The organism is Aureliella helgolandensis (genome assembly GCF_007752135.1).
GTDB classification, from domain to species: Bacteria; Planctomycetota; Planctomycetia; order Pirellulales; family Pirellulaceae; genus Aureliella; species Aureliella helgolandensis.
Genome location: NZ_CP036298.1, coordinates 7832185 through 7846354, shown reverse-complemented (window position 1 = coordinate 7846354; position 14170 = coordinate 7832185). Strand labels below are relative to the sequence as shown.

The following is a 14170-nucleotide window of genomic DNA, read 5'->3' as shown; positions in this document are numbered from 1 at the left end:
TCTATCTAGCGGGTGCGCAATAGCATTGAGCGGCTACCGGAAACGCAATCGTTCCCAACCATTGCGTAGTAGCTGCAAAAGTGGACGCGTTTTTTGAGGAGGCGCGCGATGCAGATCGTCGACACCGTGTGGCCAGTGAGAAAATCGCTCGGCCAGACTGGCGATCCACGTTGGACCGTGGGGCGATCCTCCGAGCATGGCGGGGAGTTCGGACGGGATGCCAGCAACGCCTAAATGGGCTCCGGAGAGTCCACCGACGATGGCTCCCAAGGATTTGCTATCACCGCCTAGGTGGATGGCCGCTGTGGTCGCACGCTTGAAATCGTCCGGATAACGCAGCCAACAATAGATGGCCATGACCGTCGTGTCGACCATGGAATGTGAAACTCCATCCTGCCATCCGAAGTGCCGCGCGACAGCAGCTGGAGATTTACCACCCTGGAGAAAGGGAGTTAGTGCTTTCAGTTGCCGGGTCAATTCCTTGTGGGAACTGATCTGAATCGCTTTGGCCAATACTTCGGAGGGTTCAAAGTTGTCCCGCTTGGTATTGGCAGAGAGGTCGGCTAATTCGCCCAAGACCACGCAAGCGTTTCTCGTTTGAGAATTGGTGCGGGTCAGATGAACCGTTTCGTCGACCCAACGCCCAATATTGTGTCCCGTGCCGTCGATCGCCAATGCAGAGAAAACGGCTTGAGCTCCAGCACCGTTATCGAGCGAATCCACGCCAGGCCGTAGTCCCACGCGTGCAAGCCAGCTTTTCCATGCGGCCAGCATCGTGGAGGCACTGGGGTCGACGGGGAAACTCAGCCCATACCAAGCTAGCCGTGCATGGAACGTTTTTCGAAAGCTCCTTAAATCACTGCGAGATTTGAGGAGTGCTTGAGCGGTAAGCAGCATCAGCTGCGTATCACCGCTGTACATTCGCCGGCCAGTGGAACCTTCAGAAAGCGGACCATATTTCCGCAAAGCGTCACGGCGAGAGAGGTTTGTGCGAGAACGCCCCAATGCATCGCCCAGGGCAGCGCCCAGCAATGCTCCGTGAATGTGAATTTTCCGTAAGTGCGTAGAATGCATACGTGCGCGGGAGGCAGGGACATGACGTCGGTTACTGGATTGAAATCAATCAGTTTTAACCGGTGTGATGCTGGCCAGGCTTCAGGGCCTTTACCGCACACGACAATCGAAACTAATTACACCGCCCTCGGATGCTTCCAGTGGGGCTTCAATCTCCCAGCGAAGAACATCAGAACCCACTTCGTTCGGGGCCGCAGTGAAGTTGGCGTTGAGGCTGCACTGCTGACTCTCACCAATATACTCCAGGCGTGGGGAAAGGCTATCTAGAATTACAGCGTTTCGCACCTCTTTCCCGCCCACGTTGTCGAATCGAATGGTAAAGCTCACAATATCGCCAGAATGCGCGATGGTGTGTGATGCCGCCTTGCAGATACGAATTGAGCATTTATCTTCGGTTTCGTAAACATAGATCTCTTGTGGCATTGCAGTGTCTCGGGTCATGGCGACCGCTTTGCCTTCGATCATGACTCCCAGGGACTCGGGGGTGTACCAGGTTAAGGCTCCCTGCAGAATCTTGCCTAGGACTGGGATGTCTTCCTTCATGATGATTCCACTGCGGAAGAAATCGATAGCTTCGTGCGGCACTCGGGCTTCACTCATCCGCATAAGCGGTAGAACCTGTGCAATTGGAATTCCACCTTGATTCTCCTGGAATGCGTCGAGCAAGCGAACCTGCTCTTCGCCATGTGGTGCAACGGGTTGCACCATGCTGTTGGCTAGGTTGTGATCTTCGAATCGGCTTGGCTGGATAGGCGCAAGGATGCGTTCTGTTCCCACGGCGCGGGCCGACAGCTGCAAGCCTGTGACCTGACGTACGGCTCCGAAGCGGGGGGCGTAGATGGGAACACGGTTCGTCGGTTTGACGCAGATCTGCCCACCTTCGGTTTCGTAGTAAATCACGGTGTCTGTGGGATCGACACCCGCGGCAGACCAGTCGTCGCGGATGATGACGGTCGGCTGTTGATCGCCACCGTCGAAGATGTACTCTTGGGCATCCCGATAGCGAGCGCCGGCTTGGGGCTGGTACTCGGGACTGCAGCCGCAATCGACTTGATTGCAATGGCTGCATTCACCACTTTGTTGCCGCTGCCCGCCATGCCGAAAACCTACCGTCGTGATGGGAGGAGGAGTGGCAGCGGACAGACTGTATTTTTCTCCGGCCGCGACTGCGGCAGGTTCGGTAAAGGCAACGGGAACGATCGGGTGGGATTCTTGGGATGGCGTTGGGGCGGCGGCTGCCTGTGGTAGCGCCTGGTTGGAAAGTTGTGTTGGAGATGGATTTCCTGAAGTGGAGCGTCCCAGGGAGCTGCAGCCAACGACTGGACTCAACGTGGCCAAGCCAGCGAGGTAAAAACCCAGACGAGTCTTAGACTGATGTTTCTTAGGTAGCATCACAACAGTTTCTTTCATCCAGATGACTTGAGTAAATCGTTGTCCCGCGGAGCCTACGGCCGCACTCTGCCTCAAGGATTGCTGGCCTTGAGGTCTAAGGGAATGCAGGAAGTCGTGGGCTGTCTTCGGACGGCGTTTCCGAAAAGAGTTGGTCGGCTGCAACGACGGGAGCCATGTTCGGCCACTGTCCAGATTCGACGAGTTGCTCACGATTCGGGATTGGCGTTACTGGCAACCACGGAGGGCATCCGTACAGGAACTCCATTAAATCTCCGTGGAGATCCATGGGGACGCGAGATCCGATCCGCAGGATCGCAACCGGTCGCCCCAGTTGATCGGCTGTCTTCAACGCGTTGTCCGCTGCCGTAACATTCAGGACGCGCTGTTCGTCGGAACCTGAGGCCACGGGATCGGCGATCTCGCTGTCCTCAAGATAAATGACTCGCGTAACGAGCGCTCCTTCCAGAGCCAGCCGAAGATCCTCTTCGGTCAAGACCACTGGGATGGGAAAACGATGTTCGCGGCCAGCGGGTGCGTAAATGCGGTCAATGATTTCGAGTGTCGGAAAGAGCTCTTCCCCGGGGCGAAAGGGGATGCCCGTGACTTGGAAGCGATAGACTGCGCCAACCAGCATGGCGGTCGTAACTGGTGCCTCTAGGGCCGCGAGGAATTGTCCGTCCTGCGCAAGTGCAACGTTCAAACCGTTGGGGCCACTGATTGATACCGGTTGAAAGGTACCGGCACCTCGTGCTCCACGCGCTATTTGGGCACTTGCTACAGCGCCAGGTGCTTGTTTCGCATCTAGCAGGTAGTGAACATTGGGGAGTTGATGACGTGCGTAGGCTTGCCCCTGCGCCAATGTGGTGTTGCTGGTCAGGCACAGAGTGCTCCCGACGGTGAGCAACAGGCCGAGGGAGGCAAGTTTGCGAAGGATCTTACGCATAGAATTTCTATTCCTTCTCACCGGTTCATCGTGTGTTTCAATGGGTGCGGAGATGAATAAAAACGATCGAGAGCACAAGGGCTCTCGACCGCCTCACTCATTCACGTCGTGTGGTTGCCGAGGTGTTGCCACCCCAGGCGACCGAGCTGTTCGGAACCGGAGCGTTAGACTCCGGATTCCTAACAGCGATGCTTACTCTGGGCAATACTCGCCACTTGCACCGGTAACCGATTGGCTACCGTACTCTGACAGGGGTGCACCCGTTGGATATCCGGGGTGCAGATTTTGCTCGTGGATGCGAACGCGGCTCGGTGGCTGCGGATAGCTAACTCCAGGAGATTGACGCACGTTGATCTTCATGTTCTTAACCGGATCAGGAAGATGCGTGTGGGTGCGATTGGTCATCACGTGGCTCTTCAGACCAGCGGGTGTCCCCAATGGAATGTGAGGTGGTCCAGGCAGACCAATCGGAGTACCGCTAATCGGCATGCCGTATTGGGGAGCTGTCACACCAGCCACGTAGCCAGGCAGGGAAGCAGGGACGCCGCCTTGCATGCCGTTGGGACCGACCATCATGCCGCCCATGGCCACATAGCCTGGGTCCATGCTGGCGCCGGTCAGCTCAATGTCTTTATTACCGATGCGCACGATTCCCAGGATGGAACCACGTCGGTCTGCTTCTACGATGGGGTCAAGCCCTGGATCGATTCGGTTGCTGACTAACACGTCAACACCCACCAATGCGTCGCCCTGAAATTCGGGGTCCGGTAGGTAGATGACTTTGGTGACAAAGTTGCCAGACAAAACCTGTTCAAAGTCGTCGACAGTGAATTGCACTGGAATCGCGTTGTGAGCCAAGTAGGCTGCCGTCCGCGGATTGCCATTGGCAACTTCGACTGTGGGGTAGAGTTCCACCCCTTCGCGGCCTTGGATATTGGTGAGCTTCAAGCGGTAGATACCACCTTGAGGAAACTCGAGGCGACCGGGCACATACAATGGCTCGCTTCCGAATCCACCGTCACCGACGACGTCGTAGTGGATTTCCATTCCCTCGGGACGATTGAACAGGACCTGAACCTTGGCATTGGCTCCAGGCATCATCATGCCCATTCCCGCACCGTAGTCGTCGCCCACCGCACCGCCACTGCAGGCGTTGCAGTCCGCGGGCATCATGGCAGCGGCTGTGACAACCCCTCCCATGCCACCAGCGGGCATTCCTTGACCCAAGACACCTGGGCCGGGGCCACCGACACCAGGGCCCGGTTCTAACATTCGCTGCGCGGGCGGCATATTATGCCGCGCGGTGGTGCAGCCGGTGAAGCAGCCGGTGGCTACTGCGGCTAGCGCTAGGAAAAAACGCACTTTCATGCTTACCCCCCCTAAAATGGGCTGAACGTCGGGTTTCGAAACCGGCGTCCAACGCCTATCGAAACGATCCTGAGTGAGTGAAAACGAACGAATCAACTAACCGAGTTAGGCGATTCGCCTGGACGGCTGGTCAGCGCAAGTCCTAGAATCCGGCTCGAATGGTCGAGGGAACTAGGGCGATGAGCTGAACCACCCCAAAGCCTCTTCGAAACAGTGCAATTGCCTGTGGTCGCTGTTGAACATCCCAGTCGAAGCGAGCGAATGCTGCCCAGACAGGGACTTCACGGCGAACCATCTTTGAAATTGCCATTGCGAAGAGTCTCCGTGGCTTTATGTTCGGCGCTGCATCACCGTTTTCTTTGACAATTCCGGCATAACCCGACTAACTGGGCAAGATTACCTAATACTAATGCCAGCATTGAGAGCTCCAAACGACCCGAATGAGCCCCCTCAAGCCGGGTAAATTGCTCGCTATTTGGGCCTTCCGCACCCGATTCCGCCACTCTGACAAGTCGCACCATGATGAAAGATTCGCCGAAGCGTTCCTGTTTAAGGCCTTGGAGGAAATGGGGGCGGTCTGCGTCAAGCTGGCGTGAGTTGCTGAGAGGCAGCCTCGTGTGCTTGGGGTGGGGGATGTGGAGTGTGTGCGGTGGGGCAGCTACTGCGCAGTCCACTGCAGCGCAGCCTCAGAGCGCCGCTCCACCTTCCGCTGCACCCTCTGGCAGTGCACAAACCGCGGACAAAATCTCCACGGCTATTTTGCATCGCGCCCTCTATGAGAGTGTGTGGGGAAAACCGGCGCATTGTGTGGTTCGGCAATCCATCTCCGTCTTTGATAAGCGGATGAGTGGTATTGGAGAATACGTTCGCATTGGGGGGGGGAGTGGGAGAATGAAGTTCAGCCTCCGCTTTTCGGCTCACGATCACCTCAATTCGCTGCTTCAAGTCTGCGATGGCCGGCGTTTGATGACGATTGAAGAATTTGGCGATCAAAAACATCTGTCGGAAGTCGATTTGGAGCGCGTGCGGAACCCTCTGGTATGGACAACCGAATCGGTTCGCAACGATCCGACGACCTCGATGTACCTAGCCATCGGTGGCCAAGCGGAGGCCCTGCGGAAACTCTGCCAACAATACCACTGGACGCACCTGCGGGAAGCCAAATTGCCAGTTGGAGACGTGTGGATACTCAGTGGACAGCTGGCAACTACCCCTGTGGTTATTCATGGGCAAGCTCCCATCGATCTGAAATTGAATGCTCCGAATCAACTCGGCTTGCTTCCGACCCGTGCCGAAGTCACCGTCGGTACTCAAGAGTCTGAAGTTCCCTTTTGGCTCTATTCCGTGCTACAGACTCGAACTGCGGAAGAGCTCGGCGAACAGGGGCAGGGCTATGCGCTACGTGTCAGCACCGAGTGGGCAGAGCCAAGGCTTCTGGCAGAAGAGCAGCTACCAGCGGAGTTCTTTGAGGCTCCGTCGGTGAGTGGCGAGCATCTGACGGATGAAACGGAGCTCTATCTACCTCCCACTCCACGGCAGCTCACAGCGCAACGGCTTCCTGTTAATCGCTAGCGCTTCGCCAAACGCGATACCGGCCTGTCGGTCACAGGGCTCTCTCGAGTCTTTGGGGTGCGTCCTCAGCCCTTTCTGGCCACACACCTCGCTAGCTCGACTGGTAGCAGCCGTAGAAATCGCTACTTCCCTGCCGAGTGGAGAAGCCACTGGGGCTGGGCGTGGGGCGGTAACGCTTGCTTGCTACGATCCTAGTCAGCGGCCTGTGGGGCGACGCGGTAGGCCGAGAGCCGACCTGAGCTGCAGTTTTACTACCCCGGTAACCCAGCAGTTGAAGCTCAATCAAGTGAGGAAGCCTGCTTGGCCATTTGATGTAGGGGCGGTGCTGTTGTCCTCCGTGATGCGCCTGCGGTGCTCCGGCTGAGATGGCGAGGAGCAGCTCTCAATGCGCGTACCGCCACATGTCGATTGTCCGCCAATGGGACCGCTCGACCAACTTGCAACCGGGGTCTTACCCCGGTTGGTTTGACCGCAAAATCCTACCCCTTGTTTCAACAGGAAGTTAAAAGATCCGGACTTGTCCTTCAGCTCCCACCTGGCAAGTAGGTGTTGTCTGTCAGCCATCCGCTTAGCGAACCGGTCAACGCAAGCTTGGGGACTGAAATCGGATGCTGAGAGGGACGCTCCGCTAGGTGTCCCCCTAAAGCTTCCGGCCCATTCGACTGGACAGCTCCTCGGTCACGTGGCTCCAGTGCTCTGCGACATCATGGCCTGGCAAGGTGGTCAGCCTACGACGCTCGGCCAGCAGCAAGGCAAAGTGGTGTGCTCGAGTTCTGGGGCCGTTGGTTTCTGGGGCCGTTGCGCGGTGCCTGTTTAGCTGCGATTCCAGAACCTATGCAAGTCCATGACGAACTGCAGGAGCAGGGGCTAGAAATTGTCGCTATCGACCATAATTCGGTGAGCTCATGTAAGGCATTGGGCTAGCGGCTAGAGCCCACGCGCGCGTCGCTGTGGGCCAGCGCTGGCTCGATGTACCACGCTGAACGTAGACGATCGCTCGCACCATCATTTGGGGCCGCGAGGGGCGTTGAGAGGGTGCCGTTGTTGGATGCGGATGGTCGCTGCCAATGGCCCATGGCTGGCGGGAGAGAGGGCTACGATGAGCTTGCGGCACTCCCTTGGGAGTGTGATTTTGAGCTTGTTTTTGGGGGCAAATTCGTCTTTATTGAACGCCAATCGAAAAGTGAGGGGTGGTCGGACGCAGTGGAAAAAAAGGGCGATTGGGCTTGGTTTTGGGCCGAAATCACCCTGAAAGAGAAGAAAGTGCCCAAAAACACTGATAAATCAGCTGTTTTGAGCTCTGTACCCGTTGAAATTTACGGTGCGGGCTCTTTAATCGTCTCCACAGTTAATCCAACTACCGCGTCGTCTTATTTTGAAAGGGATTGTCAACATGGCGAAAGCCGCCGTTAAGAAAAAGCCAGCTACGAAGACTGAGATCTTCAATCGTTTGGCAGAGCGTACTGGCCTGAACAAGAAGCAAGTTGCTGAGTTCTTTGATGCACTGTGCGAAGAAATCGAAGCGGACTTGGCCAAGAAGGGGCCTCGCGTCTTCCAACTTCCCAACCTGTGCAAAATCGTAGCCGTCGACAAGCCAGCTATGCCTAAGCGTCAAGTGCGCAACCCAGCGACGGGTGAGATGATTTGGGCTGCTCCCAAGCCAGCTTCCGTCACTGTCAAGGTGCGTCCTCTGAAGCGCCTCAAAGAGATGGTTTAATTTCCTTTAGCTGATTTGCTAACTGAAGCGTATCAAGGCGAATTCCAGACTGGGGTTCGCCTTGTTCCATTTCTACGGAGGTGGTAGCAGTGACGCAATGAGCGGATCGTGCAGGCTGGCAGCACGGGCGTACACGCCGCTAAAATCGTGGTGCAGGCTGTGTTCACCAGGGACGGCAACCGTGCACGTGCCAGCGGCCAGACCGGCTTGTGAGCCATGGTGGCTGTCCTCAAGAACGAGCATGTTAGCCGGTTGCGTTCCCATTCTCTCCGCGGCCGACAAGTAGATATCAGGCCAAGGTTTTCCTCTGGCAACATCTGCAGCGGTGACGACGAAATCAACTCGATCGAGCGCACCGATCTGCTGCAACACTTGGTCTGCAAACGGACGGGTGCTGCTGGTCGCAACGCAGCGTGGGAGCTCGCGTGCATCGAGTAGATCTAAGAGTTCAAATAGACCTGGCATGGGGGCGAGTCGCTGGGGAAGCAACTCCGCAAAAATTTGTTTCGACTCGAGTTCCAGTTCGTCGATGGTGTCCGAGAGCTGCTCAAGATCGATCATCAATTGCCATGCCACGGGACCCGGTAAACCGGTCATGCGATCCTTTAGGTCGGTGGTGAACTTGCGATCGCGACGCTGCAATATCGTATGTCCGACAATGGTATATAATTCTTCCGTATTTACCATTAAGCCGTCCATGTCGAAGGCAATGGCTTGAATTGAGTGCGCCCAGGGTTGCATGTAAATGTGCCGTTCGTGTTGTAGGCTGCGTTGAGAATTGTGCGTTGAAGGGTGTTCGTGCAGGAAACGACCGTCGATTGTTTCCATCGTTGAAATGACCTGTCGAATTGGATGTTATGGAGAAGTCCCCCAAATTTGATTTGCCGTTTGCAACGCGGGAGAACTATATTCCGCTGCATACTTCCGACTTAGTTGGGTATCTGGTGCAACATCCCGCACTCGACGATCACTCTCGCAGTGAGTTTCAGCGGCTCGCCGCTCTAATTCTCTCACTTTTGCACCAAATGTATAGGCAGCGTCATGAGCGGCTCACCTACGTCTACTCCGGTTTGGACCCCGACAGTGACCGGATGCTGCTGGCCGTTCCGACCGACGCATTGCGCGATCCGCTGACTAGTGAATTGTTGGAACAGACCCAAGATGTATTGTTGCGTGCGAACTACCATCGGCTGTCTCCGGAAGATATCGCTCAAGCTCTCAAAGCAGCGAGTCAATGGGGCGTGCGAATTCGCCTCAATTTTTCGGCGCTTCAGCAGCTTGAGGTCTATGCGCGCGGTTGCGTGATTGGTCAAAGAGAAACGCGGAACTGGAGAACATGGTATCGCGCGACTTCCAAAGAGGTACCGCTGTACCAAAGACTGGTGGTCGTCTTTCGTACGGATGCGTCTTTTCCCTCAGATCAATTTGATCCACGGCGCGTTTACTTGCGGATGTTCAAGAATGTCCCGCAACAAGATGTGGACATGATGCTCCCCGCAACTGGCATCCAGATGACTTGGCTAGACCATTCAAAGATTGTGGTACCGAGTCTTTATGCGGCAGCCGTGACACTCTGGCGATTTTTGCGCAACGTGATGCTGCTAGCCTTTTTCGGAGTGTTTAAGACGGTCGGTATGGTGTTGCTGGTCCTGTTCGCGGTAGCGTTTGGCCTCAAGAGCATGTTCACCTACCGTTCAAATACCAAACGTCGCTACATGCTGAACATGACCCAAAACTTGTACTATCAGAATCTCGACAACAATGCAGGCGTGCTCTTGCGGTTGCTGGAAGAGGGGGAGCAGCAGGAGGCGTGCGAGTCGGTGTTGGCCTATTTTGTGACGGCAGTCCTACTGGCCGAACAACCGACGATTGCCTTGGATGAGATCGATCGACTTTGCGAAGAACTGCTCCAGCAAGCTACGGGAATCCAAGTCGACTTTGACGTCGAAGCGACTGCCCGCAACTTGATGCATCTAGGACTTCTGAAAATCGAACGACACGGGTGGCGAGCGCTCCCGTTGTCGGCTGCTTGCACCCGTCTGGATGCAACTTGGGACAGTTGGTTCAACTCTCAGCCAGTGCCCTAAATGGTGCGGCTGCCCTCCGTTGGTTGTTTACCAATTCACTACCGCAGCTCAGTGATGAGAATACTGAACCGGAAAGCCAGAGGGGCGGCAAGTCACCATTTGCGGAGAGTCCGCTAGCGGACGTTCTGCTGAGCCTGTGCGCGAGCTGACTTCATCGCCGCGGTTTCGTTGGCGATCTTGTTTTCTGGGCCAGCGGGGAAGTACTGTACATCGTCGTGCAAGTAGTAAGGGCTGGGCAGGGTTTGCCCTGCTACCGATACTTGGCAACCAACCGATGGGGCTATCCCTCCAGCAAGCAGCAATCCAAGGAAGGCGTACTTCCAAGCCTGCGAACGCTTGGTCTCAGTCATGAGCTATTCTCCTCGACATCCATCGATTCACGGTCGTTTTGCCTGTGCAGACGGCGTCTGCGGTAAGATCTAACGGTTCTATCGGTCAATCTTGTGGAAGCGGTTGAAGGAATATTGCTTGTTTTATGCGACTTGGGGCGCGGCGTCCTGGTTAAAATAGATTGCTAGCAACATCTGCAGTTTCCCTCAGCGGTTGGTGCGTCGATCGAATCCGCTATTCTGTTCGGAAAAATCGGGACCTATGACTCTTAAACTCACTACCGTATCTGTACCGCCCACATTGGGTGTTGTGTGGGTTCTCTGGCTCGGATTGCTCGGGGCAGGGGCCCAGTCGACCGCGCTGGCGCAAGCGGTGAGTGAGCTGCCTAGAGCGGAGTACTATCTCTCTCGGGAGCTGCTGGGGGCCGGACGTACGCTCGACGCGGCCGAAGGGTTTGACACGGCGCGTAGTCGCGCCCGTCGCATTGGCGAGTTGCGATGGATCGACAGCGTGCCACCGCTCGTGATGCGTGGCGAGTGCTTCTATCAACAAGGGAATTTGGGCGCCGCACTGGAGCTGTACGAATCGGCACTTCAGCTGGCAATCGAAAATCCAGACTGGCTGGATCAACTCGAAATTCCGGGGGAGCAGTTGCCAGCGATTGAATTCGCGAAGGGCGTGAACTGGCTGCCAAGGTCGACACCCAGTGGCGTCGTAGGGGTGCCTGCGGCCATTCAGCTGGCGGTCGATCTCAACCAAGCCCAAGTGGGCCCCCAAGGCGGAATCGTTGCGCCGGTGAGTCTGGTGACCCGGCTGGACGCTACCGAGGTTTTTCAGACACTCGGCCTGGCCCTTGTGAGACGCCGTGAAATATTGGGTCCCCACATTCGCCAAGCACCGCTGACCATTGCGCTCGACCAGTACTTCAGCCAGAATCCTCGTCAAACTGCCGCTTGGGTTGTGGCTTCGTGGAGTACGTTACGGGGACTGAACCACTTAGGTTCCCTGGCCCCTAGGGATGCGGCCAAGGAGATTCGGCAGGGGGCGCGGATTGCTCAGAAATTCGACTACTTTCTGACTCCCTTGGCGCTGTTGGTTTTAGCGGATCTGGAAGCCCAGCAGGGAAGCTATCAATTGGCTATCCAATTGTTGGGCGATGCGAGCCTGCTAGCAGCCCAATTCGAGCAACATCCAATTTTGGCTGAGATTGCGCAAGTCCTGGGCTCGTGCGGGGCGGCCAGCTCACGTGTAGATCTGGTTGAGCCGCTGCAAAATATGTCCAGTTGGCTGGCCAAGCGTAGTACGATCGCCTTTGTCGCAGCCAGTGTCGGTGCGGCGGAGTTGGCTGTGCTAGCGGGAGATCTTACGAGAGCCGAGAAGTTAGCCAACCAGGCTTCGACGCCCTTGAGGCAGCGTGGAATCGTCTTGCCACGGTTGCAGGCGCGATTGGCGCATGTCAAAGCGCAACTGGCCTTTGCCACCAATCGCCAGCCATTGGGAAAGCAATCGCTGAACGAAGCACTGCAGATCATGCAGGGGAGTGCAGAGCTGGGCGCGTTCGTTCCGACGATTTTTCAAACGCAGCTGACGCTCGACCGGTTAGCTGCCGGAACGCTTTCAGCGCAATCGGCGGAGTCCCTGCTGGGGGATGCTATTGCGGAGCCCTCGGCTCTAGCTTGGCAGAATGCTCCACTCGAAACGCTAGCAACGGTGACGACGGCACGCATTCCAGCCTACCTCCGCCATTTGGAGCTAGCCAGAGCGCGTGGGGCCGATGCGGCGGAACTACTCGAGTTGATGGATCGCGTGCAGCGCGAGCGTCTGTATGAAGCATTGCCACTGGGTGGGAGATTATTTTCCTGGCGGAAGGCGATCGTGGCGGACCCTCAGACGTTGAGCGCTGCCGATCGGCAGGCCGTGGATCGCGTTGCGCAAGCGAATCCAGAATTACCGCTGAATCTACAGCGAATGGAAGCGGCAGTTCAGCAATTGCGACAAGAGCCCATTCCTCTTGATGAACGGAAGCTTTCGGCTAGCGCTAAGAAGCCGTTTGCGAGCGTCACGGATTTAGCGGGGAAGTTGGAATCGGAAATGCTATTGCGTTCGGTTGGCCGGATCCCTTTGGAACGCTCTGTGCCACAGTCCGCCAGTTTGCCTCTACTGCAGTCACAGCTGGCCGACGGAGAGTTGCTACTCGGTTTTCTGTGCGCCAAGCAGCAAGCGCTAGGGGTTGCTGTCACAAATGCGACCTGCGAGGTCTGGACGATCACCAATGTTGGAGCGGTGGATGCGGAGCTCAAATCCCTGGCTACCGAGATTGGTTTAGTTCGGACCCAGGGGGCACCCGTCTTGCCGTCGGCAGTCCAGCGGCCCGATGCGGCTTGGCGTTCGACCGCTTTAGAACTCTGTGCAGCAATTTTCCCCGACACCATTCGCGATCAAGTAGCAGCTGCCAAGCGTATTATTATCGCCCCCAGTGAGCGTCTGTGGTATGTACCGTTTGAGCTGTTGCCAGATGGTAATACGCCTCATGCGGCTCCCTGGATCGCCAACCACCCGATCGTTTACATTCCAACTCTGGGGAGTTTGGCAATGGCCAACGCTGGGCGACCAGCGATTCAGGATACGCTGGGAATCGTCGGGGGATTTTTCGCTCTCGATCGTGAAACGAACGCGGCACTCGCTAGGCAGTTGATTGCAGTGGTTCCCGATTCTCAGCTAGTATCGCTTTCTCAGAAAATACTCGTTCCTTCCGCAGACTGGTTGCGCTTGCGCATTGACCAGTTGTGGGTTGCCGCCGAAGTTCCCGCTGCAGGTTGGGAAACGCAGGGACTGGCCTTGGGGCCGACTCGCCCGTCATCCATGGGAGGCTGGCTTGAATTGCCCTTCCTATCCCCGCTGCGAGTCTTGATGCCAGGCATGGCAACGTCGCTCCGTAGTGGAGTGCTGCAGCAGGGGGATGACTTGTTTTTACCCGCCTGCGCCTTGATGTATAGCGGCACGCAATCCGCCGTGTTGAGTCGCTGGGCCACCGGGGGCAAGAGCAGCCAATATCTGATGCAGCGTTATTTGCAAGAACTAGCAACGGAAGCTTCTTCTACCGCGCTCCGGCGCTCTCTGCTCGCCCATTGGGCCGAGCAATATTTGATTGCCGATGAACCTGCGTTGCAACCGGCTGGGGATGAGGACGCGCAGCTGATTCACGGCACTCACCCGTTGCTGTGGAGTGGCTACATGGCAGTGGGAGACACCGCCCCATAGTCCGCAGGGAGCTTCGAATGTGTCGTATCTTTGGGCTCCAGCGTTGGTGGAAAAGTGTTGTCAGGTTTTCTGAGCTTACGGCTGGCATGGGCTTTGTGATTCGACGAACTCAACTAGCCGTTGTCGACCCTGTGGCTTGAAGGCGGTTTCGAATTCCATGGCAAGAATCGTACCCCGAGGCGCGCGGCAGCATTAACTGCTCTGGCCTGGCTTTCCGACATGTTGAATTAGGAACCCGCCGGTGAGCAAGGAAGAGTGGTTGCCGCTACAGGTTGCTTGGTGGGGCCTACTTTAAGGTAAAACTGAAACGCTCGTGAAGCGACAAGCCGTTGCGCGGCGGGATGCGATATCAACTGGCCGTTGTCGACTTGTTGCGATCGGGTTAAGCCGCCAGCGCAGGGAGCAACGGCTGTGACACCTCGGGGC

Annotated in this window: 12 protein-coding genes; 5 read left to right on the top strand and 7 right to left on the bottom strand. The window is 56.5% G+C overall.

From position 1 onward, the window contains the following. Positions 1-33: 33 nt before the first annotated feature. The 5 genes from Q31a_RS27715 to Q31a_RS30580 all read right to left on the bottom strand — a co-directional run bounded on the left by Q31a_RS27715 (position 34) and on the right by Q31a_RS30580 (position 5087). On the bottom strand, positions 34-1074 hold the full coding sequence (locus Q31a_RS27715; protein ID WP_145085479.1) for an ADP-ribosylglycohydrolase family protein: 1041 nt from the start codon (positions 1072-1074) through the stop codon (positions 34-36). Positions 1075-1164: 90 nt separating this feature from the next. Then, positions 1165-2484, bottom strand: coding sequence for a hypothetical protein (locus Q31a_RS27710; protein ID WP_145085476.1), 1320 nt, complete (start codon positions 2482-2484; stop codon positions 1165-1167). Positions 2485-2560: 76 nt separating this feature from the next. After that, on the bottom strand, positions 2561-3409 hold the full coding sequence (locus tag Q31a_RS27705; protein ID WP_145085473.1) for a hypothetical protein: 849 nt from the start codon (positions 3407-3409) through the stop codon (positions 2561-2563). A 192-nt stretch (positions 3410-3601) separates the two neighbouring features. Then, on the bottom strand, positions 3602-4777 hold the full coding sequence (locus Q31a_RS27700; RefSeq protein ID WP_145085470.1) for a hypothetical protein: 1176 nt from the start codon (positions 4775-4777) through the stop codon (positions 3602-3604). Positions 4778-4919: 142 nt separating this feature from the next. After that, positions 4920-5087 carry a hypothetical protein gene (locus tag Q31a_RS30580; RefSeq protein WP_197355823.1) on the bottom strand — a complete coding sequence of 56 codons (168 nt, stop codon included), beginning with the start codon at positions 5085-5087 and terminating at the stop codon, positions 4920-4922. Between the two features lie 209 nt (positions 5088-5296). Here Q31a_RS30580 and Q31a_RS27695 point away from each other — a divergent pair, with 209 nt between their 5' ends. The 3 genes from Q31a_RS27695 (at position 5297) to Q31a_RS27685 (ending at position 8066) form a co-directional block, all read left to right on the top strand. After that, a complete protein-coding gene (locus tag Q31a_RS27695; RefSeq protein ID WP_145085467.1) occupies positions 5297-6349 on the top strand; it encodes a hypothetical protein in 1053 nt (350 codons plus the stop codon). 1041 nt (positions 6350-7390) lie between these two features. Then, entirely contained in the window at positions 7391-7762 is a 372-nt protein-coding gene (locus Q31a_RS27690; protein WP_145085464.1) for a hypothetical protein, read from the top strand. Beyond that, positions 7743-8066, top strand: a complete 324-nt coding sequence (locus Q31a_RS27685) for an HU family DNA-binding protein (RefSeq protein ID WP_145085461.1) — start codon at positions 7743-7745, stop codon at positions 8064-8066. Before Q31a_RS27690 ends, Q31a_RS27685 begins: the two co-directional genes overlap by 20 nt. 72 nt (positions 8067-8138) lie before the next feature. On the opposite strand, the gene Q31a_RS27680 is transcribed toward Q31a_RS27685, so the two are convergent. Beyond that, complete coding sequence (locus Q31a_RS27680; RefSeq protein ID WP_145085458.1) at positions 8139-8894, bottom strand: HAD family hydrolase; 756 nt, start codon at positions 8892-8894, stop codon at positions 8139-8141. Between the two features lie 29 nt (positions 8895-8923). Between Q31a_RS27680 and Q31a_RS27675 the strand changes: the two genes are divergently transcribed. Then, the gene (locus tag Q31a_RS27675) at positions 8924-10153 is read left to right on the top strand and encodes a DUF3754 domain-containing protein (protein WP_145085455.1); all 1230 of its coding nucleotides are present in this window, start codon (positions 8924-8926) and stop codon (positions 10151-10153) included. Positions 10154-10266: 113 nt separating this feature from the next. Here the strand turns inward: Q31a_RS27675 and Q31a_RS27670 are convergent, their stop codons facing one another. Further along, positions 10267-10503 (bottom strand): hypothetical protein, encoded by a 237-nt coding sequence (locus Q31a_RS27670; RefSeq protein WP_145085452.1) that lies wholly within the window; start codon positions 10501-10503, stop codon positions 10267-10269. A gap of 241 nt (positions 10504-10744) precedes the next feature. On the opposite strand from Q31a_RS27670, the gene Q31a_RS27665 reads away from it, so the two are divergent. Then, positions 10745-13744 carry a CHAT domain-containing protein gene (locus Q31a_RS27665; protein ID WP_145085448.1) on the top strand — a complete coding sequence of 1000 codons (3000 nt, stop codon included), beginning with the start codon at positions 10745-10747 and terminating at the stop codon, positions 13742-13744. Positions 13745-14170 lie beyond the last annotated feature (426 nt).

Coding starts and splice junctions, on each gene's coding strand:
- Q31a_RS27705 (WP_145085473.1), bottom strand. CDS start 3,409: ATGCGTAAGATCCTTCGCAAACTTGCCTCCCTCGGCCTGTTGCTCACC.
- Q31a_RS27680 (WP_145085458.1), bottom strand. CDS start 8,894: ATGGAAACAATCGACGGTCGTTTCCTGCACGAACACCCTTCAACGCAC.
- Q31a_RS30580 (WP_197355823.1), bottom strand. CDS start 5,087: ATGGCAATTTCAAAGATGGTTCGCCGTGAAGTCCCTGTCTGGGCAGCA.
- Q31a_RS27700 (WP_145085470.1), bottom strand. CDS start 4,777: ATGAAAGTGCGTTTTTTCCTAGCGCTAGCCGCAGTAGCCACCGGCTGC.
- Q31a_RS27715 (WP_145085479.1), bottom strand. CDS start 1,074: ATGCATTCTACGCACTTACGGAAAATTCACATTCACGGAGCATTGCTG.
- Q31a_RS27685 (WP_145085461.1), top strand. CDS start 7,743: ATGGCGAAAGCCGCCGTTAAGAAAAAGCCAGCTACGAAGACTGAGATC.
- Q31a_RS27695 (WP_145085467.1), top strand. CDS start 5,297: ATGATGAAAGATTCGCCGAAGCGTTCCTGTTTAAGGCCTTGGAGGAAA.
- Q31a_RS27710 (WP_145085476.1), bottom strand. CDS start 2,484: ATGAAAGAAACTGTTGTGATGCTACCTAAGAAACATCAGTCTAAGACT.
- Q31a_RS27665 (WP_145085448.1), top strand. CDS start 10,745: ATGACTCTTAAACTCACTACCGTATCTGTACCGCCCACATTGGGTGTT.
- Q31a_RS27675 (WP_145085455.1), top strand. CDS start 8,924: ATGGAGAAGTCCCCCAAATTTGATTTGCCGTTTGCAACGCGGGAGAAC.
- Q31a_RS27670 (WP_145085452.1), bottom strand. CDS start 10,503: ATGACTGAGACCAAGCGTTCGCAGGCTTGGAAGTACGCCTTCCTTGGA.